Annotated in this window: 26 protein-coding genes; 15 read left to right on the top strand and 11 right to left on the bottom strand. The window is 67.5% G+C overall.

All coding sequences use genetic code 11. The features are described 5' to 3' along the window. Window positions 1-149: 149 nt before the first annotated feature. From AC3FJ6_RS08705 to AC3FJ6_RS08680, 6 genes are all read left to right on the top strand, one after another. Entirely contained in the window at window positions 150-1,091 is a 942-nt protein-coding gene (locus AC3FJ6_RS08705) for a 2-hydroxyacid dehydrogenase (protein WP_488771528.1), read from the top strand. Between the two features lie 65 nt (window positions 1,092-1,156). Continuing rightward, window positions 1,157-2,089: a hydroxymethylglutaryl-CoA lyase gene (locus AC3FJ6_RS08700; protein WP_488771527.1), complete on the top strand. Its 933-nt coding sequence runs from the start codon at window positions 1,157-1,159 to the stop codon at window positions 2,087-2,089. An 18-nt stretch (window positions 2,090-2,107) separates the two neighbouring features. Next, window positions 2,108-2,611 carry a YbaK/EbsC family protein gene (locus tag AC3FJ6_RS08695; RefSeq protein ID WP_488771526.1) on the top strand — a complete coding sequence of 168 codons (504 nt, stop codon included), beginning with the start codon at window positions 2,108-2,110 and terminating at the stop codon, window positions 2,609-2,611. Beyond that, window positions 2,608-2,859, top strand: a complete 252-nt coding sequence (locus tag AC3FJ6_RS08690) for a DUF1289 domain-containing protein (RefSeq protein WP_153946126.1) — start codon at window positions 2,608-2,610, stop codon at window positions 2,857-2,859. Before AC3FJ6_RS08695 ends, AC3FJ6_RS08690 begins: the two co-directional genes overlap by 4 nt. Next, on the top strand, window positions 2,856-3,800 hold the full coding sequence (locus AC3FJ6_RS08685; RefSeq protein ID WP_488771525.1) for an MBL fold metallo-hydrolase: 945 nt from the start codon (window positions 2,856-2,858) through the stop codon (window positions 3,798-3,800). Before AC3FJ6_RS08690 ends, AC3FJ6_RS08685 begins: the two co-directional genes overlap by 4 nt. A 2-nt stretch (window positions 3,801-3,802) precedes the next feature. Continuing rightward, window positions 3,803-4,354, top strand: a complete 552-nt coding sequence (locus AC3FJ6_RS08680; protein WP_488771524.1) for a GNAT family N-acetyltransferase — start codon at window positions 3,803-3,805, stop codon at window positions 4,352-4,354. 354 nt (window positions 4,355-4,708) lie between these two features. Here AC3FJ6_RS08680 and AC3FJ6_RS08675 read toward each other — a convergent pair whose 3' ends face one another. The 6 genes from AC3FJ6_RS08675 to AC3FJ6_RS08650 form a co-directional block, all read right to left on the bottom strand. After that, window positions 4,709-6,892 carry a TonB-dependent receptor gene (locus AC3FJ6_RS08675; RefSeq protein WP_488771523.1) on the bottom strand — a complete coding sequence of 728 codons (2,184 nt, stop codon included), beginning with the start codon at window positions 6,890-6,892 and terminating at the stop codon, window positions 4,709-4,711. Between the two features lie 108 nt (window positions 6,893-7,000). Continuing rightward, on the bottom strand, window positions 7,001-7,429 hold the full coding sequence (locus tag AC3FJ6_RS08670; protein WP_488771522.1) for a hypothetical protein: 429 nt from the start codon (window positions 7,427-7,429) through the stop codon (window positions 7,001-7,003). After that, on the bottom strand, window positions 7,419-8,615 hold the full coding sequence (locus AC3FJ6_RS08665) for a GTP-binding protein (protein WP_488771521.1): 1,197 nt from the start codon (window positions 8,613-8,615) through the stop codon (window positions 7,419-7,421). The genes AC3FJ6_RS08670 and AC3FJ6_RS08665 overlap by 11 nt, the downstream gene beginning before the upstream one ends. Before the next feature lie 217 nt (window positions 8,616-8,832). Beyond that, window positions 8,833-9,519 carry an RNA polymerase-binding protein DksA gene (dksA, locus tag AC3FJ6_RS08660; protein WP_228771094.1) on the bottom strand — a complete coding sequence of 229 codons (687 nt, stop codon included), beginning with the start codon at window positions 9,517-9,519 and terminating at the stop codon, window positions 8,833-8,835. Between the two features lie 354 nt (window positions 9,520-9,873). Beyond that, window positions 9,874-10,965 carry a CobW family GTP-binding protein gene (locus tag AC3FJ6_RS08655; RefSeq protein ID WP_488771519.1) on the bottom strand — a complete coding sequence of 364 codons (1,092 nt, stop codon included), beginning with the start codon at window positions 10,963-10,965 and terminating at the stop codon, window positions 9,874-9,876. 56 nt (window positions 10,966-11,021) lie between these two features. Then, complete coding sequence (locus tag AC3FJ6_RS08650) at window positions 11,022-11,555, bottom strand: Fur family transcriptional regulator (RefSeq protein WP_488771517.1); 534 nt, start codon at window positions 11,553-11,555, stop codon at window positions 11,022-11,024. 196 nt (window positions 11,556-11,751) lie between these two features. On the opposite strand from AC3FJ6_RS08650, the gene AC3FJ6_RS08645 reads away from it, so the two are divergent. From AC3FJ6_RS08645 to hslU, 4 genes are all read left to right on the top strand, one after another. Continuing rightward, complete coding sequence (locus tag AC3FJ6_RS08645; protein WP_488771515.1) at window positions 11,752-12,663, top strand: alpha/beta fold hydrolase; 912 nt, start codon at window positions 11,752-11,754, stop codon at window positions 12,661-12,663. 240 nt (window positions 12,664-12,903) lie between these two features. Further along, window positions 12,904-13,890, top strand: coding sequence for a tripartite tricarboxylate transporter substrate-binding protein (locus tag AC3FJ6_RS08640; RefSeq protein WP_488771513.1), 987 nt, complete (start codon window positions 12,904-12,906; stop codon window positions 13,888-13,890). A gap of 250 nt (window positions 13,891-14,140) precedes the next feature. After that, complete coding sequence (hslV, locus tag AC3FJ6_RS08635) at window positions 14,141-14,677, top strand: ATP-dependent protease subunit HslV (RefSeq protein ID WP_092602898.1); 537 nt, start codon at window positions 14,141-14,143, stop codon at window positions 14,675-14,677. A 19-nt stretch (window positions 14,678-14,696) separates the two neighbouring features. Continuing rightward, window positions 14,697-16,028, top strand: coding sequence for an ATP-dependent protease ATPase subunit HslU (hslU, locus tag AC3FJ6_RS08630; RefSeq protein WP_153949916.1), 1,332 nt, complete (start codon window positions 14,697-14,699; stop codon window positions 16,026-16,028). Window positions 16,029-16,116: 88 nt separating this feature from the next. On the opposite strand, the gene AC3FJ6_RS08625 is transcribed toward hslU, so the two are convergent. Further along, window positions 16,117-16,686: a YcnI family copper-binding membrane protein gene (locus AC3FJ6_RS08625; RefSeq protein ID WP_488771510.1), complete on the bottom strand. Its 570-nt coding sequence runs from the start codon at window positions 16,684-16,686 to the stop codon at window positions 16,117-16,119. Between the two features lie 299 nt (window positions 16,687-16,985). Between AC3FJ6_RS08625 and AC3FJ6_RS08620 the strand changes: the two genes are divergently transcribed. Beyond that, window positions 16,986-17,312: a hypothetical protein gene (locus tag AC3FJ6_RS08620; RefSeq protein ID WP_488771508.1), complete on the top strand. Its 327-nt coding sequence runs from the start codon at window positions 16,986-16,988 to the stop codon at window positions 17,310-17,312. 37 nt (window positions 17,313-17,349) lie between these two features. On the opposite strand, the gene AC3FJ6_RS08615 is transcribed toward AC3FJ6_RS08620, so the two are convergent. Together AC3FJ6_RS08615 and AC3FJ6_RS08610 are read right to left on the bottom strand one after the other, a co-directional pair. Further along, complete coding sequence (locus AC3FJ6_RS08615) at window positions 17,350-17,964, bottom strand: response regulator transcription factor (RefSeq protein ID WP_092602904.1); 615 nt, start codon at window positions 17,962-17,964, stop codon at window positions 17,350-17,352. Continuing rightward, the gene (locus AC3FJ6_RS08610) at window positions 17,964-19,337 is read right to left on the bottom strand and encodes an ATP-binding protein (RefSeq protein WP_488771506.1); all 1,374 of its coding nucleotides are present in this window, start codon (window positions 19,335-19,337) and stop codon (window positions 17,964-17,966) included. Before AC3FJ6_RS08610 ends, AC3FJ6_RS08615 begins: the two co-directional genes overlap by 1 nt. A 192-nt stretch (window positions 19,338-19,529) precedes the next feature. On the opposite strand from AC3FJ6_RS08610, the gene AC3FJ6_RS08605 reads away from it, so the two are divergent. Then, window positions 19,530-20,027, top strand: coding sequence for a copper chaperone PCu(A)C (locus tag AC3FJ6_RS08605; protein WP_488771504.1), 498 nt, complete (start codon window positions 19,530-19,532; stop codon window positions 20,025-20,027). A gap of 57 nt (window positions 20,028-20,084) precedes the next feature. Here the strand turns inward: AC3FJ6_RS08605 and AC3FJ6_RS08600 are convergent, their stop codons facing one another. Together AC3FJ6_RS08600 and AC3FJ6_RS08595 are read right to left on the bottom strand one after the other, a co-directional pair. Continuing rightward, entirely contained in the window at window positions 20,085-21,026 is a 942-nt protein-coding gene (locus tag AC3FJ6_RS08600) for a LysR family transcriptional regulator (RefSeq protein ID WP_153949911.1), read from the bottom strand. Window positions 21,027-21,089: 63 nt separating this feature from the next. Continuing rightward, the gene (locus tag AC3FJ6_RS08595) at window positions 21,090-21,311 is read right to left on the bottom strand and encodes a cysteine-rich CWC family protein (RefSeq protein WP_400392873.1); all 222 of its coding nucleotides are present in this window, start codon (window positions 21,309-21,311) and stop codon (window positions 21,090-21,092) included. A gap of 157 nt (window positions 21,312-21,468) precedes the next feature. Between AC3FJ6_RS08595 and argB the strand changes: the two genes are divergently transcribed. The 3 genes from argB (at window position 21,469) to slmA (ending at window position 24,145) form a co-directional block, all read left to right on the top strand. Further along, on the top strand, window positions 21,469-22,386 hold the full coding sequence (gene argB / locus AC3FJ6_RS08590; RefSeq protein WP_066735077.1) for an acetylglutamate kinase: 918 nt from the start codon (window positions 21,469-21,471) through the stop codon (window positions 22,384-22,386). A 71-nt stretch (window positions 22,387-22,457) separates the two neighbouring features. After that, entirely contained in the window at window positions 22,458-23,492 is a 1,035-nt protein-coding gene (locus tag AC3FJ6_RS08585; RefSeq protein WP_488771501.1) for a pyrimidine 5'-nucleotidase, read from the top strand. Beyond that, complete coding sequence (gene slmA, locus AC3FJ6_RS08580) at window positions 23,489-24,145, top strand: nucleoid occlusion factor SlmA (protein WP_153949909.1); 657 nt, start codon at window positions 23,489-23,491, stop codon at window positions 24,143-24,145. The genes AC3FJ6_RS08585 and slmA overlap by 4 nt, the downstream gene beginning before the upstream one ends. The last annotated feature ends 218 nt before the right edge of the window (window positions 24,146-24,363 follow it).

Raw genomic sequence — 24,363 nt, 5'->3', positions numbered from 1 at the left:
GAGGGAGCAAAACCGCCGGTCTCGTGCGCATCGGAGAGGGGAGCAGAACCGGGACGCGCATCCTCCTGCCGGTAATCGCACACCCGCCCGACGGCGAAACCGAAAGCGCGCATAATCGTTGGCCTAACCCGTATAACGATGGAGTCGAGATGAAGTTGCAGCTGTACGTGCCGGATGGCCGCTACGCGCCGTGGATCGAGGGTTTTGCCGAAGTGTTGCCCGAAGCGCAATGCGTGACCTGGGAGGAAAGCCAGGGCCAGCGCGCGGACTACGCCGTGGTGTGGCGCCCGCCGCTGGAAATGCTGCGCGGCCGCACGGACCTGAAGGCCGTCTTCAATCTCGGCGCCGGCGTGGACGGCATCCTGCGCCTGCGCGACAACGACCCCGAGGCGCTGCCCGCTGGCGTGCCGATCGTGCGCCTGGACGACGCCGGCATGGCCGCCCAGATGAGCGAATACGTGGCCGCCGCCGTGCTGCGCTACTTCCGCAAGCTCGACGCCTACGCCGCGCAGGAACAGGCCGGCACGTGGAAATTCCTGAAGCCGCACCGCCGCGCCGATTTCGCGATCGGCGTGATGGGCATCGGCACGCTGGGCTCGCACATCGCGCGCACGCTGGCCGGCTTCGGCTTCCCGGTGCGCGGCTGGAGCCGGTCGGCCAGGACGGTCGAGGGCGTGCAGTCGTTCCATGGCGCGGACGGCCAGGCGGCGTTCCTGAACGGCCTGAAGGTGCTGGTCAACGTGCTGCCGCTGACGCCCGACACCGAGGACATCATCGACACCGGCCTGCTGTACAAGCTGGCCAGGGGCGCCTACGTGATCAACGTGGCGCGTGGCCAGCACCTGGTGGAAGCCGACCTGCTGGCGGCGGTGCAGGAGGGGCAGATCGCAGGCGCCACGCTGGATGTGTTCCGCACCGAGCCACTACCGGCCGACCATCCGTACTGGCAGGAGCCGCGCATCACGATCACGCCGCATATTTCTGCGCTGACGCTGCGCGAGGACAGCATCGCGCAGATCGCCGGCAAGATCCGCCTGCTGGCGCAAGGCAAGCCGATTGCCGGCGTAGTGGACCTGCAGCGCGGCTACTAGACCACGGCCGGCCCAGGAACGCCACGGCGGCAGGACAAGAGGACAGAGGGACCGAGGAGACAAGCATGACCATCCCCCAATACGTGAAGATCGTCGAAGTGGGGCCGCGCGACGGCCTGCAGAACGAGAAAGCGATGGTGCCAGCCGACGTCAAGGTGGCGCTGATCAACAAGCTGACCGACGCCGGCTTCGTCAATATCGAGGCCGCGTCGTTCGTGTCGCCCAAATGGGTGCCGCAGATGGCCGACGGGGCCGAGGTGATGGCCCGCATCGAACGCCGGCCCGGCACGCTGTATTCGGTGCTGACGCCGAACATGAAGGGCTTCGAGGGCGCGGTAGCGGCCAATGCCGACGAGGTGGTGATCTTCGGCGCGGCCAGCGAGGCGTTCTCGCAGAAGAACATCAACTGCTCGATCGCCGAGTCGATCGCGCGTTTCGAGCCGGTGGCAGTCGCCGCCAAGGAGGCGGGCATCCGCCTGCGCGGCAGCATCTCTTGCGCGCTGGGCTGCCCGTACCAGGGCGAGGTGCCAGTGCATGCCGTGGTCGATGTGGTGCGCCGCATGCGCGAGCTGGGCTGCGACGAGATCGACATTGCCGACACCATCGGCGTGGGCACGCCGCTGAAGGTGCAGGAAGTGATGCGCGCGGCGTCGGCCGAATTCGCGATCGACCGGCTGTCCGGGCATTTCCACGACACCTACGGGCAGGCGCTGGCGAACATCCTGGCCAGCCTGGAAGTGGGCATCGCCATCTTCCACGCATCGGTGGCGGGCCTGGGCGGCTGCCCCTATGCCAAGGGCGCCACCGGCAACGTGGCCACCGAAGACGTGCTGTACATGCTGCAAGGCATGGGCTTGCACACCGGCATCGATCTGGAGGCCGTGGTGCGGGCCGGCGACTATATCTCGCAGGCCATCGGCCGGGCCAACAGCTCGCGCGTGGGCAAGGCGCTGCTGACCAAGTGGGCGGCGGCGGCCGACGCCACGGTCTGTGTCTGAACCAGGAGAACAACAAGCATGAGCGAAAATCCGACGCTTCCCGAATCCGCGCAACGCGTGGCGGACCTGCTGGCCGGCATCGGCCACGACCGGCCGGTGGTGATGCTGCCGGCCACCGGCAAGACCTCGGCCGAGGCCGCTGCCGGTCTGGGCTGCACCGTGGCGGAGATCGCCAAGTCGATTATCTTCCGCCGCGTGGAGGACGATGTGCCGGTGCTGGTGATCGCCAGCGGCAGCAATCGCGTGGACGAATCGAAGGTGGAAGCCCGCGTGGGCAAGCTGGGCAAGGCCGACGCGAAGTTCGTGCGCGAGAAGACCGGCTACGCCATTGGCGGCGTCTGCCCGATCGGCCATGCGGTGAAGCCGGTGATGCTGCTGGACGCCGACCTGTTCCGGTACGACAGCGTGTGGGCCGCTGCCGGCCATCCCCATGCGGTGTTCAACCTGACGCCGCAACAGCTGCAGGCCATGACCGGCGCCGAAGTGGCCGACGTGGCGCAAGGCCCGCAGGCCCAGGCATGACGCCCGCCCGTCGCCGGCTGCTGGCTGACCTGGTGCGCGGTGCGGCGGCGGCGCAGATCGTGTCGCCGGTGCCGTCACCGTGCCGCAGCATCTGCAAGATGGACCGCGACAGCGGTTACTGCGAGGGCTGCCTGCGGACCATCGCCGAGATCGCCGCCTGGTCAGGTGCCGATGACGAAGAACGCCGCCGCGTCTGGGCCTTGTTGCCGGCGCGCGTGCCGCAGCTTTGCGAAGGCAGCGCGGCATGAGCGCGGCAAGCGCGGGGGTGCGGTTGGGGCTGCCCGCCACGATGCGCGTCTTCGAACGCGGCTGGCTGTCCGCGAACAACGTGCTGTGGATCGACGATGCCACGCAGGACACCACAGTGGTCGATACCGGCTACGTCACCCATGCCGCCCAGACCGTGGCGCTGGTGGAAGCCGCGCTCGACGGCCGGCCGCTGCGGCGCGTGATCAACACCCATCTGCATTCCGACCACTGCGGCGGCAACGCGGCGCTGCAGCAACGCTGGCAACCGCGCACGGCCATCCCTGCCGCCGAGGCCGCGGCGGTCTCGGCCTGGGACGCCGATGCGCTGACCTTCGACGCCACGGGCCAGCAGTGCGCGCGCTTCACGTTCGACGACGTGCTGCACGACGGCGACACGCTGCGGCTGGGCGGCATCGACTGGCACGTGGTCGCCGCACCGGGGCACGACCCGCACGCGGTGATGCTGTTCGCGCCGGCCGAGCGCATCCTGATTTCGGGCGACGCGCTGTGGGAAAACGGCTTTGGCGTGATCTTTCCCGAGCTTGACGGCGAAAGTGGGTTTGCCGAGCAGGCAGCGGTCCTGTCGCGGATCGACACGCTGGACGTCCGGCTGGTGATTCCCGGCCATGGCCGCCTGTTCGACGATGTGGCCGGCGCCGTGGCCCGTGCGCGAAGCCGGCTCGACTATCTGCGGGCCGATCCGCTGCGCAACGCCACGCACGCGATGCGCGTGCTGGCCAAGTTCAAGCTGCTGGAAGCCCAGGCACTGCCGCGCGACGCGCTGTTCGCCTGGTTCGCCGCCACGCCGCTGATGCAGCGCATGCATGCGCGCTTTACGCCTGGCCAGTCGCTGGAAGCGGTGTTCGACCAGACCCTGCTGGCGCTGGAAAAAGTGGGCGCGCTGCAGCGTGACGGCAACCTGGTGGCCAACCGGGACTGACCATGCAGCCGCTGCGCAGCCAGGCGTTCCAGCTCAGGCCGTTCCGGGCCAGCGACGAGGCCCAGTTCGTGATGGCGGTGCGCGAGTCGATGCCGACGGTGGGGCTGTGGATGCCGTGGGCGCGGGCCGACTACAGCATCTACGATGCGCGCGAGTGGTTCGATCGGTGCGCAATGATGATGGATGAGGGCGCGGCGTACGACATCGGCGTGTTCTCGCCCGATGGCCGCGAACTTTACGGCGGCGTGGCCATCAATCAGATCCGCCGCGAGGACAACACGGGCAACCTGGGCTACTGGATCCGCCAAAGCCAGCAGCACAAGGGGCTGGCTTCGGGCGCGGCGGCCATGATGGCCTGCTACGGCTTTCACACGCTAGGGCTCACGCGGCTGGAGATCGTGGCAGTCGAGACCAACCTCGCAAGCCGCGCCGTCGCCGAGAAGATCGGTGCCGCGTTCGAGTGCATCGCCCGCAATCGCCTGATCCTGCGCGGGCGGCCCGTGCCGGCGGCGGTGTATTCGCTGGTACCCGAGTCATTTTCGATGGGGCGATAGCGCCAGTAGGGCGTTCGCACACTGCCGGTTTGCTCCCCTCTCCCATGCAATGGGATCGAGGCCCCGCTTGCCGACATGTCGTTAATCGAAGCGCCGTGCCCTCTCCCCCGGCCCCTCTCCCGCGATGCGGGAGAGGGGAGCAAACCGAGCCGCGGCAATTGCGTCCGCGTCCCGATCCGCAAGCTGCCCGGTTTGCTCCCCTCTCCCATGTAATGGGAGAGGGGTTGGGGGAGAGGGCATCGAGGCCCTGCTTGCCGACATGCCGTCAAGTGAAGCGCCGCGCCCTCTCCCCCGGCCCCTCTCCCGCCTCGCGGGAGAGGGGAGCAAACCAGCCGGCCAGCCGCAATGCAGCCGTCAGAACTGCGTCCGCATCCCGATCCGCACGCTGCGGCCGGGTAGTGGCGCGATATCGCGCAGGATCGACGTGGCGCTGCGTGCCTCGGTGTTGGTCAGGTTGTCGCCGCGGACATAGAACAGCGTCTGCGTGCCCGACAGCTTCATCTTGTAGGTCAGCGCCACGCCCAGCATCGTGTACGCGTCGGTCGGCGTATCGCCGGTCGGCACACGGCTCTGGCGCGCATTCCAGTCCACGTTGACGCGGGCGCCCCACGGGCCGGCGGCGTAGACCAGCGACCCGCCCAGGCGCAGCGGCGACAGGCGCGGCAGCGGCTGGCCGTTGCTGCGGTTCTCGCCATGGACGTAGTCGGCGCGCGCTTCGAAGTCGAGCGAATCGCTGGTGGTGAGCATCTTCTGCAGCAGGCGCGTCTTGCCTTCGGCCTCGAAGCCGTACAGCGTGGCGGGTACCCCCGCGTACTGGAGTTCGGGCAGCGCGCCGTCGCTGCCGGCGGCCACCACGTTGCCTTCGGCGTCGCGATAGCCACCCGTGTTCAGCAGCGCCAGGTAGTTCTGGAAGCGGCTGTAGTAGCCCGACAGGCTGCCGCTATGGTTGCCCTGCTTGAAGCGCATGCCAAGGTCGATCGACGTGGCGCGTTCCTTGGCGGCGTTCGGGTCGCCCACTTCGAACGATCCCGTGGCCAGGTGCGGGCCGTTGGCGTACAGCTCGTAGAACGTGGGCGCGCGCTCGGTGTACGACAGGTTCGAGGTGACCGTCCAGACCGGGTTGAGCTTGTAAAGCAGGCCGGCCGATGCGCTGCCGGCGTTGAAGCTGCGCTCGGCATCGCTGAAGCGGTCGTTGCCGTTGGCGCTGGACTTCACCTTGCTGTGGTCCAGGCGGCCACCGAAGTTCAGCTTCAGGTCGCCCGACGGGATCAGCGGCAGTTCCTCGAACACGAAGAACGCGGCGTTGTCGGTGGTCGTGCTCGGCACGAACGCCTCTTCGCCCAGGGCGGAGAAGTCGGTATGGCCGAACTGCGTGCCGATCACGCCGGTCATGTTGCCGATCTTGCCGTGCGTGGCTTCCAGGCGGGCGTCCCAGCCGTGGTTCTTGAAGGTCGTGCCGGTTTCGCCGCCCTCGATCTCGCGGTGCTCGTAGTCGGTGTAGCTGAACTTGCCCTTGACCGATTCGAAGATGCCGTTGGTGGCACTGGCCAGGTTGCGCGACTCGCCCTCCAGCGCAAAGCGGTCCTGGCGCATCTTGATGCGCGCGTGTTCTTCGGCCGGCGTGCCGTAGTCGTTGCGATAGGTCGACCAGTTGGCGCCCACGAAGCCGTCCGCCCACGTGTAAGAGCCGCCCATCGAGCCGCCTTCCTGGTGGGCGTTGGTGTTCGGGATCTTGCCGTAGGCTTCGCTCTCGCCTTCGGGCAGCGGCTGGTTGGCGCGCTGCGTGCCGCTGCGGGCGTAGCCCGGAATCCGCAGGTCGCTGGTCTGGCGCACGAAGGCATCGGCGTGCACTGCGAACTTGCCGTTGCCGGCTTCCAGCAGGCCGCTGGCATTGCGGCCCTTGTCGCCGCCAATGGTGCCGCTGACGTCGGCCGCGCCGCTGACGCCGGTAATCGGATCGCGCGGAATGCGGTTGTCGATCACGTTGACCACGCCGCCCACGGCGTTGCCGCCGTACATCAGCGCGGCCGGGCCACGCACCACTTCGATCTTCTCGGCCACGAGCGGGTCGATGGGCACCGCGTGGTCATAGGACAGCGTGGAGGCGTCCAGCGTCGAGCCGCCGTTCTGCAGCACCTTGATGCGGTCGCCGTCCAGGCCCCGGATGATCGGCCGGCTGGCGTTCGGGCCGAAGTAGCTCGATGTGACACCCGGCATGCTGTTCAGCGTTTCGCCGAGCGTGCTGGCCTGGCGCACGGCCAGCGCGTCGCCGCCCAGCGTGGACACCGGGGCGACCATGTCGTTCAGGTCGCTGCCGAGCGGGTTGGCGGTGACCACCACTTCCTTCAGTGTCGGGGTGGCGGGCTGCGCGGCAGGTTGCTGTGCGGCGGCGGCCGGTGCGGCCGGTTGGGCCTCGGGGCCGGCCGGAGCGGCGGCCTGGGCGATGGCGTGCGAGGACAGGCCCGCGGTGATCAATGCGGCAAGTGCCGCCAGCGGGGTGCGGCGCACCGCCAGAGTACGGTTGGAGTTCGAGTACATGGCTCGCGATTCGAATTCGGTATGGGCGGGCGCGGCCACGGCAATGCGGGGCGCGCCCGGTCAGGCGTGCGCGGGCGCGGGGTGTCACCCCGCACACGCGGCTGCAAGTCAGGCGAATGCGAACGCGGCCGGCGGGGCGCGGGACTGGAAGGCGTGGGCCGCGGGCAGATCAGGCCAGCGGTAGGCCAGGTTGGCCGGCTTGACCGGCTTGCCGAAGGCGAGCGACGGCAGCACGAAGCTGCCAAAGTGGGTGTCGGCCAGCGTGGCGCCGTCGAACAGCACGCACGAGTGGAGGCCGATTTTCAGCGAAAACGGTTCGGCATGGCCCGCGTCGGCGGCGCCATCCGTGGCATCGGTGGAATCGGTGGATTGCAGCTGTGCGGCGGCCTGCGGGGCGTTCAGCAGCCCGCCGTGCACCACGCGGTGGACCAGGCCCACGTGCTGCGCCAGCAGCAGGCACGCAACCAGGCACAGCGCCGGCCAGAAGCCGATGCCACGCGCGCGCCAGCGAGAGAGGAGCGGGAACTCAGTGCGCATGCCCGCAGTCGCACGGCCCGTCGCCATGCTCATGGTCATGATCGTGACCGTGGTCGTGGTCGTGGCCATGATCGTGATCGTCGTCGAACGCATCGCCCCAATCCGGGAACGGATCGGGATACGCCGCCCAGGCCTCGGGGCCGGCCGCCATTTCGTCGTCGGTCAGCAGGCAGGTGTCCAGGCGGGCTTCCAGCGCGGGCGCGTCCAGGTCGGCGCCGATCAGCACCAGTTCCTGGCGGCGATCGCCATAGGCGGCGGGCAGGCCGTCTTCGAGCAGATCGGCCTCGATGGCGGCGCGGGCCAGGCCCTCGGCCGGCCATTCCTCGGCATCGATCGCGGCCCACCACGCACCGGCCGCGCCAGGGCGGCAGACACCGCCGGCCTGGCTCCAGTCGCCGGCAATGTCCATGCGGCTGGCCAGCCAGAACAGGCCCTTGGAACGCAGCACGTCGCCGTGCTCACGCATCCATTCGGTGTGGATCAGGTCGGCAAACCGCTGCGGATGGAACGGGCGCCGGCGGCGGTACACCAGCGTGGCAATGCCGGCGGCATCGGGCACCGCGTCGTTCTGCAGCGCCGCCTGCCATCCGGCCGCGTTGGGCGTGGCTTCCATGTCGAAGCGGCCGGTGCCCAGGACCTGCCCGGCTGGCACGTTGCCATGGCTGGCATCGACAATGCTGGCGCGCGGGTTCAGCGCGCGCAGCACCACGTGCAGGCGGCCCAGTTGGCCGGCGTCGACCAGATCGATCTTGTTGATGACGATGACGTCGCAGACTTCGATCTGGTCGATCAGTACGTCCACCACCGTGCGGTCGTCGTCATCATGGGCGGCCAGCCCGCGCGCCGACAGGAAGTCGGCGTCGTGATAGTCGGTCAGGAAGCGGCTGGCATCGACCACGGTCACCAGCGTGTCCAGGTGCGCCACGCCGGGCGACTGCTCGCCGTGGGCGTCCTCGAACGCGAAGCCTTCGGCGATACCGAGCGGTTCGTCGGTCGGATCGGCCTCGATCACGGCGAAATCGTACTGGCCCGTGTGGGCCAGCCGGTCCACTTCGGCCAGCAGGTCGGCACGGCTGTCGACCACGGCCAGGCGTACCCCGGGCTGCGACATCAGTTGATGCAGCAGGGTGGTCTTGCCGGCGCCGGTAAATCCGGACAACACGGTGACGGGCAGGCGAGCGGCCATGACGAAAGGACGTTGTTATTGCAACAAAGTTGCGACTGTAGCAGAAAGCCGGCTGCGGCAACAGGCTGGCGGTATTCCGCAATGGTAGTGCCGTAGCCGTGACGCCACAAAGGCAATTGCAATCGGGACGATGCGGGCGCGCAAAGCAAAACGGCCCGGAAGACCGGGCCGTTGGGCGTCGGAGCGGGTCAGCCGCGCGGGTGACCGCCGGAGACGATCAGTCGCCGAACAGCTTCTGGCGCAGTTCGCGGCGCTGCTGGGCTTCCAGCGACAGCGTGGCGGTCGGGCGGGCCAGCAGGCGCGGCACGCCGATCGGCTCGCCGGTTTCCTCGCACCAGCCGTAGTCGCCGGACTCGATGCGCTGCAGCGACTGCTCCACCTTCTTCAGCAGCTTGCGCTCACGGTCGCGCGTGCGCAGTTCGAGTGCGTGTTCTTCTTCGATCGTCGCGCGGTCCGCCGGATCCGGCACGATGACCGTCTCGCGCAGGTGTTCCGTGGTCTGGTCCGCATTCTTGAGGATCTCGTCGCGAAGCTGCTCAAGGCGATTCTTGAAGAAGGCGAGCTGCGCCTCGTTCATGTAATCCTTGTCGCTCATCTTCAGGATTTCAGCTTCAGTCAGAAGTTTGTTGCTGCTCATGGTTCCTGCTGATTCTCTTGTTGATGCGACCGGCGGCGTCTTCGTCCGCTCGGGTGCAGTGGCCGCCCGCTTGCGCGGAGCGGCTGTTTCACTCTGGCTGGCTGCAGTCTTGCTGCTTCGCGTGCCTCCCTTGGCCTCGCCCGCATCGGCGTGCGCCGTACTGCCGCGGGGAGCTGGCGTCGCCTTTTCGGGCGGCGCCTTGAGCGTCTCCGCCGCAGCGGTACCTGTCTTGCTGCGGCTTTCCTTGGTCTTTGTTGCGGCTGTCATGGGGACACCTCTCTCAACGCGTCGAAGAGTGACGGCGCATCGATCGTTGGTCCCCACGCGGAGGGCGGTCTCCGCACGAAGCCAACGACCGCGCCTGCTGGCGGCTGTGCCTCATGCTGACGACGACCGCCGCCCTGCAAATACCGGCTACGCCCAGAGGTGCGCCGCCCGTATCAAATCCGGCCTATTGTACTTGAACAAATTTTTCGGAGATATGGGAGAAAGACCGACAAGAGACAGGAGTTTTCCCGATATTCCCACCCAAGGGGAGGGTAGCGGGCGCTGCCGGGGGTGGCCCGGCGCCCGGCCGCCCAAGCGGCGGCGGGCGCACCTGGCGGCGCGCCCGGGGGGAAGTCAGGCCAGGCAGGCGGCCAGGCCCTTCAGGATGGCGTCGCGCGGCAGGTCCACGCCGATGAACACCATCTTGGTGCCCGGGGTTTCGTCTTCCCACTTGGCGCCCACGTCACTGCCCATCAGCTGGTGCACGCCCTGGAACACCACCTTGCGGTCCACGCCTTCCATATAGAGCACGCCCTTGTAGCGCAGCAGCTTCTCGCCGTAGACCGACAGGATGCCCGACAGGAATTCCTCCAGCTTGCCGTAGTGGAACGGCTTGTCGCTGCGGAAGACGAACGACGCGATGCGGTCGGTGTGGTGATGATGATGATGGTGGTCGTGCGCGTGGCCATGGCCATGGCCGTGATCGTGGTCGTGGTCGTGGTCGTGGTCGTGGCCGCAGTCGGTGCCGCAGTGCTCGCCATGCTCGTGGTCATGGTCGTGCGCGTCGGCGTGCAGGAATTCCGGGTCGATCTCCAGCTTCTCGTTCAGATTGAAGCCGCGCAGGTCGAAAATCGTGTCGATCGGCGTTTCGCCAAAATCGGCCGTGCGGATCGGTGCGCGCGGGTTCATGTGCTTCAGGCGGTGCCGCAGGTCGTCGATGGCGGCCGCGTCGACCAGGTCGGACTTCGTGATGAAGATCGCATCGGCAAAGCCCACCTGGCGCTGGGCCTCTTCCTGCTTGTCCAGCTGCAGGTTGCCGTGCTTGGCATCGACCAGCGTGATCACGGCGTCCAGCAGGTAGCGCGAGGCGATTTCCTCGTCCATGAAGAAGGTCTGCGCCACCGGGCCCGGATTGGCCACGCCGGTGGTCTCGATCACCACGCGGTCGAAGTCGAGCTTGCCTTCGTCGCGCTGGGTGACCAGGTCGGACAGCGCCTGCACCAGGTCGCCCCGGATCGTGCAGCAGATGCAGCCATTGCTCATCTGCACGATCTGCTCGCGGCCGTCCTGCACCAGGATCTCGTTGTCGATGTTCTCCTCGCCGAATTCGTTTTCGATCACGGCGATCTTCATGCCGTGCTGCTCGTTGAGGATGCGCTTGAGCAGCGTGGTCTTGCCGCTGCCTAGGAAGCCGGTCAGGATCGTGACCGGTATCAGTTTGGACATATTGTTCTGCTCCGAGGAAAGCCGGGATCGAGAGGTCGCCCGTATCTAATATCTATTCAGTGATCGGCATGGCCGCCGGGCTCCGCGCGAACCTTGCCGCATTCCGCGCAGACCCCGTTGACCGTCAGTTCCACGTGATCGACCGCGAATCCGCTGGGGACCTTCGGCGCCACGGACTTTCCGGCCGATTCCAGGCAGAACGTGCGGTCGCAGCGCGTGCAATGGAAGTGGCTGTGCTGGCGGTGCACTTCGGCGCGCGCGGCCTCGTGCTCCAGCAGCGTGAAACGGAAGACGCGGTCGTTGCCGGCACGCTTCTGCGCCAGGCCCTGGTCCACCAGCCAGTCCAGCACCCGGTACACCGTCACGCGGTCCACGTCGCCATCGGCCGGCAGGCGGTCGATCACTTCCTGGTGCGTCAGCGCCGCCTGGGCGTCGATCAGGCACGCCAGGATGGCCACGCGCGGTTGCGTCACACGTGCGCCAAGCTGGCGCAGGCGCGCCTGCGCCGCGTCAAGGCGGCCGGCGTCGGCGCTGGCGTCGTCGGGCGCGGGCGCGGGCGTGGCGGGCGGATGAGGGGTGGGGCGGTTCATGCCGACGATTTAACCATAGGCCCCGGCGAGTTGCAATTCAGTTGCACAAACAGGGTTTTTGGCCAGGGCGGGAGGCAGCCGGGCGGCGTCCGGGGGGCGCATCGGAAGTCTTTGGGCGGTATCCGGGCAACTTCTGGTCCGCGGAAAAAAGCCTATGATCGGCAGGCAGGCCAGACCACAACCCGGAGACCTTGTCATGCAGAACGACGCCAGCGCGTTGCTGTTTCCCAATTTCGAGTGGTTTCGCCTGAAGGTGGGCGACGTCGAGATAGGGGGCGTCCGGGGCGGCTCGGGGCCTCCACTGCTGCTGTTGCACGGTTTCCCGCAGAGCCATCTGATCTGGCACAAGGTGGCGCCGGCGCTGGCCGACCGCTTCACCGTCATCGCCACGGACCTGCGCGGCTACGGCAGCAGCAGCGCGCCGCCGGGCAGCGCCACCCACGATGTCTACAGCAAGCGCGCGATGGCGCAGGACCAGGTCGAGGTGATGCGCCAGCTTGGCTACCGGCGCTTTGCGCTGTGCGCCCATGATCGCGGTGCCCGCGTGGCGCATCGACTCTGCATGGATCATCCCGACGCGGTCAGCCAGTTGATGCTGCTGGACATCGCGCCGACGCTGGCCATGTACGAGGCCACCGACATGGCATTTGCCGTCGCCTACTGGCACTGGTTCTTCCTGATCCAGCCCGCGCCGTTTCCCGAAACGCTGATCAATGCCGAGCCCGCGTTCCTGATCGAACGGCTGCTGGGGCTGCGGCATCCGGGTGCGGGCCCGAGCCCCTTCGTGCCCGATGCCATGGCCGCCTACGTTGCCGCGATGCGCGAACCGGCGCGCGTGCATGCCATGTGCGAGGACTATCGCGCCGCCGCCACCATCGACCTCGATCACGATCGCGCGGACCGCGAAGCCGGCCGCAAGCTGCAGATGCCGGTGCGCGTGCTGTGGGGCGAGCACGGTGTGGTGGCCCGCTGCTTCGAGCCGTTGCAACTCTGGCAGGAAGTGGGCACAAACGTCACGGGCGGCACGCTGCCGTGCGGTCACTACCTGCCCGAAGAAGCGCCCGAGCCGCTGCGCGAAGAAATCCTCAGTTTCATTACATTCTCGTAAGAAACGCCACTTTCTCGCGGGTTAGCCCCTATATCTGGTGCTTGTTCGCGATTGCTAACATCCACCTCCGGCTCCGCCTGTCGGCGGGGCTGGACGCTGCATGGAATCCATACATCGTGCCGATGGTCAGCGCGTTTTTCCGATATGGATCGACGCGTGCGGGGGTCGCGAACCACGACGAAGCCCGGCGGCACCCACAGCGTTGGAACGGGGAATCCAAGAGGGAACAGGAGAGACGTCATGAAACGAGTTGCATTGAATATTGCAGCCGCGCTGGCCGTTGCCGGCGTGGGTGCCTTCACGGGAGCGCAGGCGCAGGAATACCCGGGCGGCAAGCCGGTGCAGGCGGTGGTGCCGTTTGCCGCGGGCGGCCCGACCGACAAGGTGGCGCGCGAACTGACGATGATCATGTCCAAGCATCTGGGCACGACCATCGTGATCGAAAACCTGGGCGGTGCCGGCGGCACCATCGGCGCCAAGAAGGTGGCGCAGGCCAAGGGCGATGGCTACACGATCCTGATCCACCATATCGGCATGTCCACGGCGCCGGCGCTGTACCGCAACCTGGGCTTCGATCCGCTGAAGGATTTCGAGATGGTCGGTGAAGTGGCCGACGTGCCGATGGTGATGGTGGGCAACAAGCAACTGCCGCCTGCCACATTCAAGGACCTTGTGCCGTACATCAAGGCCAACGCCAGCAAGCTGTCGCTGGCCAACGCCGGCATCGGCTCGGCCTCGCACCTGTGCGGCCTGCTGTTCCAGAGCGCGCTCCAGACAGAACTGACCACCGTGCCGTACAAGGGTACCGCCCCGGCGCTGACCGATATCCTCGGCGGCCAGGTCAACCTGATGTGCGACCAGACCACCAACATCGCCGGCCAGCTGAAGGCGGGCGCGCTGAAGCCGTACGCCGCGATGCAGTCGCGCCGCGTGGAAGCGTTCAAGGACATCCCGACCGCCGCCGAACAAGGCATGCCGGGCGTGGAAGTGAAGATCTGGCACGCCATGTACGCGCCGAAGGGCACGCCGAAGCCGATCATCGACAAGCTGTCCGCCGCGCTGCAGAAGTCGGTGCAAGACCCGACCTTCCGCGCCAAGATGGCGGAACTGGGCGCCGAGGCCGTACCGGCCCAGCGCGCCACGCCGGATTCGCTGCGCACGTTCCTGACGTCGGAAATCAACAAGTGGACGCCGGTGATCAAGAAGGCCGGCGTGTACGCTGACTGATCTGCTGACCGATCAGCCGATTGCCCCCGGGGAATTCCTCCCGGTGCCGAAAAGGCCACGCCATGCGTGGCCTTTTTTCCATTTGCGGGTACCTGCCGCGGCGCGATGTGCTGCCGGCGCCGGTCGGGTCCGATCCGACGTCCGGATCGGCGATTTCCTATATTGGAAGATCGTCGCCGGCATAGCCGCCTCTTGAAAGACGGTCATGTGGCGCCACCTAGCCGCAGAACACCTCTCACGCAAAGGCACCATGGAACAGTATCACGGCACCACCATCGTCAGCGTCCGCCGCGGCAATCAGGTCGCACTGGGCGGTGACGGCCAGGTCACGCTCGGCAATATCGTGATGAAGGGAACGGCCCGCAAGGTCCGGCGCATTTATAACGGCAAGGTGCTGGTCGGGTTTGCCGGCAGCACGGCCGATGCCTTCTCGCTGCTCGACCGCTTCGAGGCGAAGCTGGAGAAATACCAGGGCAACCTGACCCGCGCGGCAGTGGACCTGGCCAAGGACTGGCGTTCGGACCGCGCGCTGCGCCGCCTGGAGGCCATGCTGATCACGGCGGACCGCGACACCACGCTGGTCATCACCGGCAACGGCGACGTGCTCGATCCCGAAGGCGGCATCGCGGCCATCGGTTCGGGCGGCGCGTATGCGCAATCGGCCGCCAAGGCGCTGGTCGAGAACACCGAGCTGTCGCCGAAGGACGTGGTCGAAAAGGCCCTGACCATCGCCGGCGAACTCTGCATCTATACGAACACCAACTTCGTCATCGAGACCATCGACTGACGCGCCCCCACGGATTCCCATGTCGCAAACCATGACCCCGTCGGAAATCGTTTCCGAACTCGACAAGCACATCATCGGCCAGAACAAGGCCAAGAAGGCCGTGGCCGTGGCGCTGCGCAACCGCTGGCGCCGCCAGCAGGTGGAAGAGCCGCTGCGCCAGGAAATCACGCCCAAGAACATCCTGATGATCGGACCCACGGGCGTGGGCAAGACCGAGATCGCGCGCCGGCTGGCCAAGCTGGCCGACGCGCCGTTCATCAAGATCGAGGCCACCAAGTTCACCGAGGTGGGCTATGTGGGCCGCGACGTCGATACGATCGTGCGCGACCTGGCCGAAATGGCCGTCAAGCAGACGCGCGAATCGGAAATGAAGAAGGTGCGCACCAAGGCCGAGGACGCCGCCGAGGACCGCCTGCTGGACGTGCTGCTGCCGCCGCCGCGCGACATCGGCTTCCAGCAGCAGGAGGACAAGGACTCCAACACGCGCCAGGTATTCCGCAAGAAGCTGCGCCAGGGCGAACTCGACGACAAGGACATCGAGCTGGAAGTGGCCGCCGGCATGCCGAACATGGACATCATGGGGCCGCCGGGCATGGAAGACATGACCGAGCAGATCCGCACGATGTTTGCCGGGCTGGGCCAGGGCAAGAAGGCGCGCCGCAAGATGAAGGTCAGGGAAGCATTCAGGCTGCTGATCGACGAAGAGGCCGCCAAGCTGCTGAACGAGGAAGAGCTCAAGCACAAGGCCATCGCCAACGTCGAGCAGAACGGCATCGTGTTCCTGGACGAGATCGACAAGATCGCCAGCCGCAGCGACGTGGGCGGCGGCGAGGTGTCGCGCCAGGGCGTGCAGCGCGACCTGCTGCCGCTGGTGGAAGGCACCACCGTCAACACGAAGTACGGGATGATCAAGACCGACCATATCCTGTTCATCGCGTCGGGCGCGTTCCATCTGTCCAAGCCGAGCGACCTGATCCCCGAACTTCAAGGCCGCTTCCCGATCCGCGTGGAACTGGAATCACTGTCGGTGCAGGATTTCGAGGCCATCCTGACGCAGACCGACGCCAGCCTGACCAAGCAGTACCAGGCGCTGCTGAAGACCGAGGAGGTCGACCTGCAGTTCGCGCCGGACGGCATCCGCCGCCTGGCCGAGATCGCGTTCTCGGTCAACGAGAAGGTCGAGAATATTGGCGCGCGCCGCCTCTACACGGTGATGGAACGTCTGCTCGAAGACCTGTCGTTCCATGCCACGAAGTCGTCGGGCAACACCGTGACGATCGACGCCGCGTATGTGGATGAACGCCTGGGCGACCTGGCGGGCAACGAGGACCTGTCGCGCTACGTGCTGTAACGCCCAGGGCTTCGCCGCAACACAGAAGAGCCGGACAGTTTGCACTGTCCGGCTCTTTTTTTGCCTGCGCAGGGCCGAGCCGCCCCGCTCAGTGCGCGTGGCCGGCGTGCCCGGCATGGGCATCGACCGGGATCACCTCAAGCGCCGGCGCGGGCGACTTCAGCTCGCGCGGGTTCTGGCCTTCGGCCGGAACCTGCGTCCATTCCGACTTGCCGTTCTCGCACTCCTGCACCACCGGGAAGTACAGCTTGCCGCCTTGCTCGGGCAGCTTCATCAGCAGGCGGAACTCGTCGAAATGCTGGTCGGCCAGCGTGTTGCCATACCAGCGGATGGTGCGCACATCGTCCTCGACCGTCTTGCCATGCGAGGCATAGGGCCTGGCCAGCTTCGCGCGCTGGACGTCGAGTTGCCAGCCCGGCTTCGGCTGCGGATGCGCGCCCTGCACGCCCTCGGGGATGGTCACCGTGACCGACTTCGTGGCGCTGCCATTGCAGCCATGGCCCACCATCAGCACGCCCTTGAAGTAGCTGCCGGCGGGCGCCTGCTTCTGTTCGAAGACGATATGGGCAGAGGCCAGCGGCGCGGCGACAAGCAGGGCCAGGGACAGGGCGGTGGGCAGGGCGGAGGGCAGGGCGGCAGCGAGGAGGCGCGGGGTCATGGAGCGGGAGTCGTCCGAGAATGTGACAAAGTGCATCAGTCTAACTTTGCGCACCGGGCGCCGGCGTGCGACGTGGTGCCGCAGCGCGCGGCTGGCGCTCGCGGGTTTTCAAGTCAGCGGTGTTTCACAGGAGGCCCGCCCGTTGCCGCACCCGTAACCCGCGTAAGCATTGGTAAGCACACTGGCGCCGATCCTGAAGAAAATGCGACCCTTGCGCACCTTGTCTGTCACCGTCCTGGTCGATGGGACCGATGCGGGAGCCACCGCATCCTGCGCAAACACCTAAAAGGGAGTCAGCCATGCGTACAACCTTCTTCAAGCGCAACCGCGTGCGCAAGCGCCGGGTGGCCATGGCCGCCACGGGCGTCGTGGCGGCCATTACCGCCGCCACCGTATTTCTCTGCATCCGCCCCGGCGTGATGACCAACGCCCATGCGGCGGCGGTGCCGGCTGCCAACGTGGCCAGGGCCGCGGACCAGACCGAGCGCAGTGCGGTCGTGGCCGCCACGGCCATGGCCTCGGGCGCGCTGGTGACGCTGGCCGACCGCCACGCCAGCGATGCCGTGCGCATGGCCGATGCGTCGGACGACGACCTGGGCTGGGACTACGTGCAACTGCGCCTGTAACACCGCGCGCCAGGCCGGGAAGTCAGTCCAGCCGGAATCAGCGCGATACCGGCCGCTTGCCCAGCTTGCGCTGCAGCGTGCGTCGATGCATGTTCAGCGCCCGCGCCGTGGCGGAGATATTGCCGCCATGCTCGGTCAGCACCCGCTGGATGTGCTCCCATTCGAGCCGGGCCACCGACAGCGGCACCGGTTCTTCCAGCGCGGCCTCGGCCGCCTCTTCCGACACGCCCGCCATCAGCGCGGTCAGGATCGAATCGACGTTGGCCGGCTTGGCCAGGTATTCGTCGGCCCCCTGTTTGACCGCAGCCACGGCCGTGGCAATGCTCGCGTAGCCCGTCAGCACCAGGATGCGTGCGTCGGGCAGCGCCTGGCGCAGCGGCGCCACCAGATGCAGCCCCGATTCGGCCGGCGCGGTGCCGCTGGCCTCCGGCGGCGGACCCAGATGCAGATCCAGCGTGACATAGGCGAACGGCGTTTTCGCGGCCAGGGCCAGCGCGCTGCCGCCGTTGTGCGCCACCTGCACGGCATAGCCGCGGCGCGTCAGCGCACGGGCCAGCGTGCCGGAAAACACCTCGTCGTCATCGATCACGAGGAAGGGCGTGGCGTCGGGTGCAGGTACGGCGGCCAGTGCGTCGGCAGGTGCGTCGGTCATTACGGTTGGAAATCGGATTGCAGGGAGAGCGGGTTTGCGGCCGCGCCGGCCAGCGGCAGGCGCAGCTCTGTCACCGTGCCGCCCGCGGGGTTGTCGAGCCATGCCAGCCCGCCCCCAAGCTGGCGGGCGGCGCTTTGCGCCAGATACAGGCCGATGCCCTGGCCGCCGTGACTGCTGGCCACCGGCGCTTCGCCCAGCTGCGCGCGCAGCGCGGGCGCAATGCCGCTGCCGTGGTCGGTCACGCGCCAGACCAGCGCGTCGTCGTCCACCGATACGGTCAGCGCCAGCGGCGGGGCCTGACGGGCGCCGCCGCCCTCGCCGTACTGGCTGCGCGCGGCGTTGTCCAGCACGATGGTCAGGATCTGGCTCACGCGCGCGGTATCCACGGCCTGCGCCGCGGCATCGGGCAGCACGTCGGCCTGCAGGCTGGCCTGCGGATGGCGCAACTGCCAGCGTTCCACAAACGAAGCGATCCAGGCGTCGATGCGCTGCGGGGCCAGCGTCTCGTGGTCCTCGCGCAGCCGCGCCAGGATCGATCGGCACAGTTCGAGCTGCTGCTCCATCGTGCGCAAATCGGGCAGGTAGCCGGCCACGGCGGTAGCGCCGCGCCCGGCATCCTCGGCATCGGCGCGCAATTCGCCGGCGATCACGGCCAGCGTGGCCAGCGGCGTGCCGATTTCATGCGCCACGGCGGCGGCCTGGTCGTTGAGCGCCTCGACGCGCGCCTCGCGCAGCAGCAGTTCGCGCGCATGGTTGAGCTGGGCGTCGCGCTGGCGCAGCACGTTCGACAGCCGCGCCACGAAGAACGCGATCATCACGGCACTGGCCACGAAGTTCAGCCACATCCCGGCCAGGTGATAGTTCACCGCGTTGTCGGGGTTGTGCAGGTGCAGCGGCAGGTATTCGAGCAGCAGCAGCGAATAGCAGGACAGCGCGTAGACCGCCAGCACCACCACCAGCCGCCACGGCAGGATGGCCGCCGCGATGGCCAGCCCGGGCAGGTAGAACGACACGAACGGGTTGGTGGCGCCCCCCGTATAGAACAGGATGGCCGACAGCGCGGTCAGGTCCACCATCATCTGCACCATCAGCTCGCCGTCGCCGGGCATGGAGCCGCGTGTGGCGTGCCAGCGCAGCCGCGCCACCGAATACAGGTTGAACGCGGCCTGGACCGTGAACAGGAACAGCAGCGGCTTGTACGGTAGCATGATGCCGGCCACCGATTCGCACGACACCAGCAGCATGGCCTGGCCGGCCAGCAGGGCCCAGCGCAGCCAGCACAGGCGGCGCAGGCTGACCAGGCTATGGCGTTGCGCCGGCATGCCGAAGATGGCCGGCAGCGGCGTGGGGGACAGGTCGATCGAGGCGTGCATGGCGCGAGTGTAGCAATGCTGCGGCGGGTTGCCCGTCATGCGACACCGTGCCGCATTCTGGGCCGTGGGCGGGGCTGCCAGACTGTCGGGTTACCGGGCGGCGGACCGGGCGACGGCAGGGTCCGCCCAGCCATGGTCTAATGGTCGCCCCCAATATCGTCGTCTTCGATCCGAATCGTGGAGATGTTTCCCATGCAAGCCAAAATCCGTGCGGCGCGTGCCGCTTCCATCGTCACCCTTGGCCTGGCCGGCCTGCTGGCCAGCGCCCACGCCATGGCGCAGGTCGACGTCAGCGACGCCTGGGTGCGCGGCACGGTGCCAGCCCAGACCGCTTCCGGCGCGTTCATGACGCTGCACGCGCACGACGCGGCAAAGCTGGTGGGCGTGTCGACGCCGGTGGCCACCGCCGAGCTGCACGAAATGAAGATGGACAACAACGTGATGCGGATGCGCCAGATCCAGGCGCTTGACCTGCCGAAGATGCAGGACGTGCAACTCAAGCCGGGTGGCTACCACGTGATGCTGATGGGCCTGAAGCAGCAGCTCAAGGCCGGCGACACGGTGCCCATCACGCTGAAGATCGAGCAGAACGGCAAGGTGACGGAACAGACCGTCAAGGCCGAGGTGCGCGACGTGACCGCGTCGGCCCAGTCGGGTGGCCACGCCGGCCACATGGACCACAAGCACTGACCGGGACCCCAAGCACTGACCGGCCCGGGCCGGCGGCGCCGGGTCTGGCCCGCCGGGTCAGCCGCGCAGGCTGATGGCGGCGGCTTCGGCGTCCGCGTCGGCTGACGTGGCGGCCTCGCGCACGCGTTCGCGCAGCCAGGTATGGCCGGGATCGGCCTCGGCCTTTTCGGGCCAGATCATGCTGTAGCTGAAGCCCGGGATCGTAAACGGCGCCTCGAAGATGGCCAGGCGCGGGTCGGCCAGGGCTTCCAGGCTGCGCCGGGCCGTGGTCAGGACCATGTTGGTGCCGACGATCAGCCCCGGGGCCACGCTCCAGTGCGGCACCGCGCAGGCAATCTTGCGCCGGCCGCCCAGCCGCGTCACGGCGGCGTCGATGGCCTCGCCGCGCTCGGTGGCGGCCGTCACCAGCACATGCGAGCGCGCCAGGTAGGCCACGTGGTCGAGCCGGCCGGTGTCGCGCACCGTGGCTGCATCCACCGCGCAGGCGAAATCGTCATCGAACAGCACCGCCGTACGCACGCCCTCGGGCTCGAACGAGAACGCGGCCAGCGCCACGTCCAGCTCGCCGTCGGCGATCTGCGCGGTCATGGTCTCGCGGCTGGACTGCGTTACCACCAGGTCGATATTGGGCGCCGCCCGGCGCAGGGCGCGCAGCAGGCGGGGCAACACCACCAGGGCGCCATAGTCGGACATCGCCAGGCGGAACGTGCGCCGGGCCGTGGCCGGCTGGAAGCCGCCCGGCCCCAGCAGGATGCGCACCTGCGCCAGCGCCTCGGCCAGCGGGCCGGTCAGCTCGTGGGCGCGCGGCGTCAACACCAGTCCGCCCTGGCCTCGCACCAGCAGCGGGTCGTCCAGCAACTGCCGCAGCCGCGCCAGCGAATGGCTCACGGCCGGCTGGCTCAGCTGCAGCCGCAGCGCGGCGCGCGAGATATGGCGTTCGGCCAGCAATGCTTCCAGCACCACCAGCAGGTTGAGATCGATTCCGCGTAGGCTATTCATGTCGCGAATGTTAAACCGGACCGCGTCCGTTTTGTCATTCGCCGAACGCAGGAGCGAAAATTTTCATGATGAAGCGGGCGGTGTCTCGGCCTGACGACGTTTCAGGCAGTCGGGACACAGGCAATGCCGGCCCGGCACGATCTGGCGCGCCGGCAGCAGCGGCAGGCTGGCGCACCAGCATTCCGGCAGCCCCGCCGCATACCCGCAGACGAAGGCCGCCCCGCAGGCGCTGCAATGTTCCACGGGGCGCAGCCGGCCGGTCTGTATCGTCGAGGGGTCGGTCATGGCGTTGTATCCTTGTTGCATTGCCGCGATTGCAATGCCGCCGCCGGTTTCTTGTAGAATCGGCGCCTGCCCGCAATGCCGGCCCGCCCCGTACCGCCTTGTCAGGCGGACGGTTCGTCATGATACCTGCTCCAGATCACACGGAATGTCCGAAGCCATGAACGCTGACAATCCTGGGCCTGCCACCACGTCGGTAGCGGCCATCGCCCCCTCTCTCAAGGCCGAAATCCTTGCCGAGGCGCTCCCCTACATCCGCAAGTTCCACGGCAAGACCATTGTGGTCAAGTACGGCGGCAATGCGATGACCGAGGAAAAGCTCAAGCACGGCTTTGCGCGCGACGTGATCCTGCTGAAGCTCGTGGGCATGAACCCGGTGGTGGTGCACGGCGGCGGTCCGCAGATCGACGAGGCGCTGAAGAAGGTCGGCAAGGTCGGCACGTTCATCCAGGGCATGCGCGTCACCGACGAGGAAACCATGGAAGTGGTGGAATGGGTGCTCGGCGGCGAAGTCCAGCAGGACATCGTCATGCTGATCAACCAGTACGGTGGCCAGGCCGTGGGCCTGACCGGCAAGGACGGCGGCCTGATCCGCGCCAAGCGCCTGCAGATGCCCGACCGCGAGAACCCGGGCACCTTCATCGATATCGGCTACGTTGGCGATATCGAGGCGATCAACCCGGCCGTGGTCAAGGCGCTGCAGGACGACGCGTTCATCCCGGTGATCTCGCCGATCGGCTTTTCCGACGATGGCCAGGCGTACAACATCAACGCCGACGTGGTGGCTGGCAAGATGGCCGAGATCCTGAAGGCCGAGAAGCTCGTCATGATGACGAACATCCCGGGCGTGATGGACAAGAAGGGCAACCTGCTGACCGACCTGTCGGCGCGCGAGATCGAGGAACTGTTCGCCGACGGCACGATTTCGGGCGGCATGCTGCCGAAGATCTCGTCGGCGCTGGATGCCGCCAAGAGCGGCGTGCATTCGGTCCACATCATCGACGGCCGCATCGAACATTCGCTGCTGCTGGAAATCCTGACCGAACAGGCCTTCGGCACGATGATCCGCTCGCACTGAGCGCGTCCGTCAGGGAGCCCGCCCGGTGCGGGTTCCCGGTCTTCCTCTCCATTCAGGTTCACAATCCAGGCGTGTTTATCCGTCAGCCCACCCAGCGTCGCGGCAGGGATCGCGCACGCCGTCTTACGTCCGGACAGGCTTCCGTCCACCGTCCGCGCCGGCATCTGCTGCGCGACCCGGCAGGAAATGCCTCCGGCGATACGGTGTGGCTGTTCGACCTCGACAACACGCTGCACGATGCCTCGCATGCGATCTTTCCGGCCATCAACCGGCTGATGACCGCTTACGTGGCAAGGGTACTGGGCAGCGACGAGGCCACGGCCAGCCGCGTGCGCGTGGACTACTGGCAGCGTTACGGCGCCACCCTGCTCGGCATGATCCGCCATCACCAGGTGGACCCGGCGGATTTCCTGCGTGCCGCGCATGACTTCCCCGAACTGGCGGACATGGTGCGCGTGCGCCGCGGGCTGGTGGCCGCGCTGCGCCGGTTGCCGGGCCGCAAGATCCTGGTGACCAACGCGCCGCGCGACTACGCGATGGCGGTGATGGCGGTGGCCGGGATCGACCGCTGCTTCGAGCGCGTGGTGGCGATCGAGGACATGTGGGTGCATGGCCATCTGCGGCCCAAGCCCGACCGGCGCATGCTGCGCCGGCTGCTGACGCAGATTGGCGTGGCGCCGCGCCGCGTGGTGCTGGTGGAGGACACCGTGTCGCACCTGAAGCACTATGCGGCCATGGGCATCCGCACGGCGTGGGTCACCGGCTTCCTGCGCACGCTGGCGCCGTCGCGGCCCCATGGGGTGCCGGCCCAGGCTGGCGCCGCACGCGATGCCGCCACGCGCTCGATGCTGTCGGCCGAGGATCGCCAGCATGTGGGCCACACGGCCCAGGAGCGTTCGGTGACGCTGGTCGCGGCCGAGAGCCAGGACCCGTCGGCCGGCCTGGACGGCGAGTCAAGTGCCCGGACTGCGGCAACGGCGCCACAGATGCAGGCCGATCACGCCCCCAGAATGCGTGCCCGCGTGGTGAATCGCCCGGGATATGTGGACATAAAAGTACAATTGATGCATCAACTCCTACGACAAAAGCGGAGAATCGGGTCATGACGCAAACCATCGCTCGCGAGGCAGAGGCTCTCATGCCAGTCGCCCCATCGGCTATCGAGCCGGAGACCCCGGCGCGCAAGCGACCACGCCCGGGCGAACGCCGCATCCAGATCCTGCAGACGCTGGCCGGCATGCTCGAGCACCCGCGCGGGGAAAAGATCACGACGGCCGCACTGGCTGCCAGGCTGTCGGTGTCCGAGGCCGCCCTGTATCGCCATTTCGCCAGCAAGGCGCAGATGTTCGAAGGCCTGATCGGCTTTATCGAGCAGACGGTGTTCGGCCTGATCAACCAGATCACCACGCAGGAAGAACACGGCCTGCGCCAGGTGCAGGCCATCGTGCGCATGCTGCTGACGTTTGCCGAAAAGAACCCGGGCATGACGCGCGTGCTGACCGGCGAGGCTCTGGTGGGCGAGCACGAGCGCCTGCAGGAACGCATCAACCAGATGGTGGACCGCATCGAGGCATCGCTGCGCCAGTGCCTGAAGGTGGCGGTCACGCAGGCCGCGTTTCCGGCCGACGCCGATATTCCGGGGCGCGTGGCGCTGATTACCGCCACGGTGCAGGGCCACTGGCACCGCTACGCGCGCAGCGGGTTCCGCAAGCTGCCGAGCGATAACATCGACGCGCAGCTGCGCGTGCTGCTGGGGTAAATGCCCCGCGCCGGCAAGCGGTCATGCGTGCTGCCGGCGCTTTGCACTATAATGTGCGGGTCGCGCCGATTTGATGACTGGCTTGCGGGCGCGCGGCACCCGGGGAAAATGCTCCGGTTGCCAATATAAATGCGGCTAAAGAGGTTGGGTCGGTGCCTCGCGGATGGATCATCCACGCTCCAGCACCGACACGCGGAATCCCGCGAAAAGCCCGACTT

The sequence above is a fragment of the Cupriavidus sp. 94F1 genome (genome assembly GCF_057798875.1).
The sequence above is the reverse complement of the archived record's forward strand: the minus strand, read 5'-3'. Positions and strand labels throughout refer to the sequence as shown.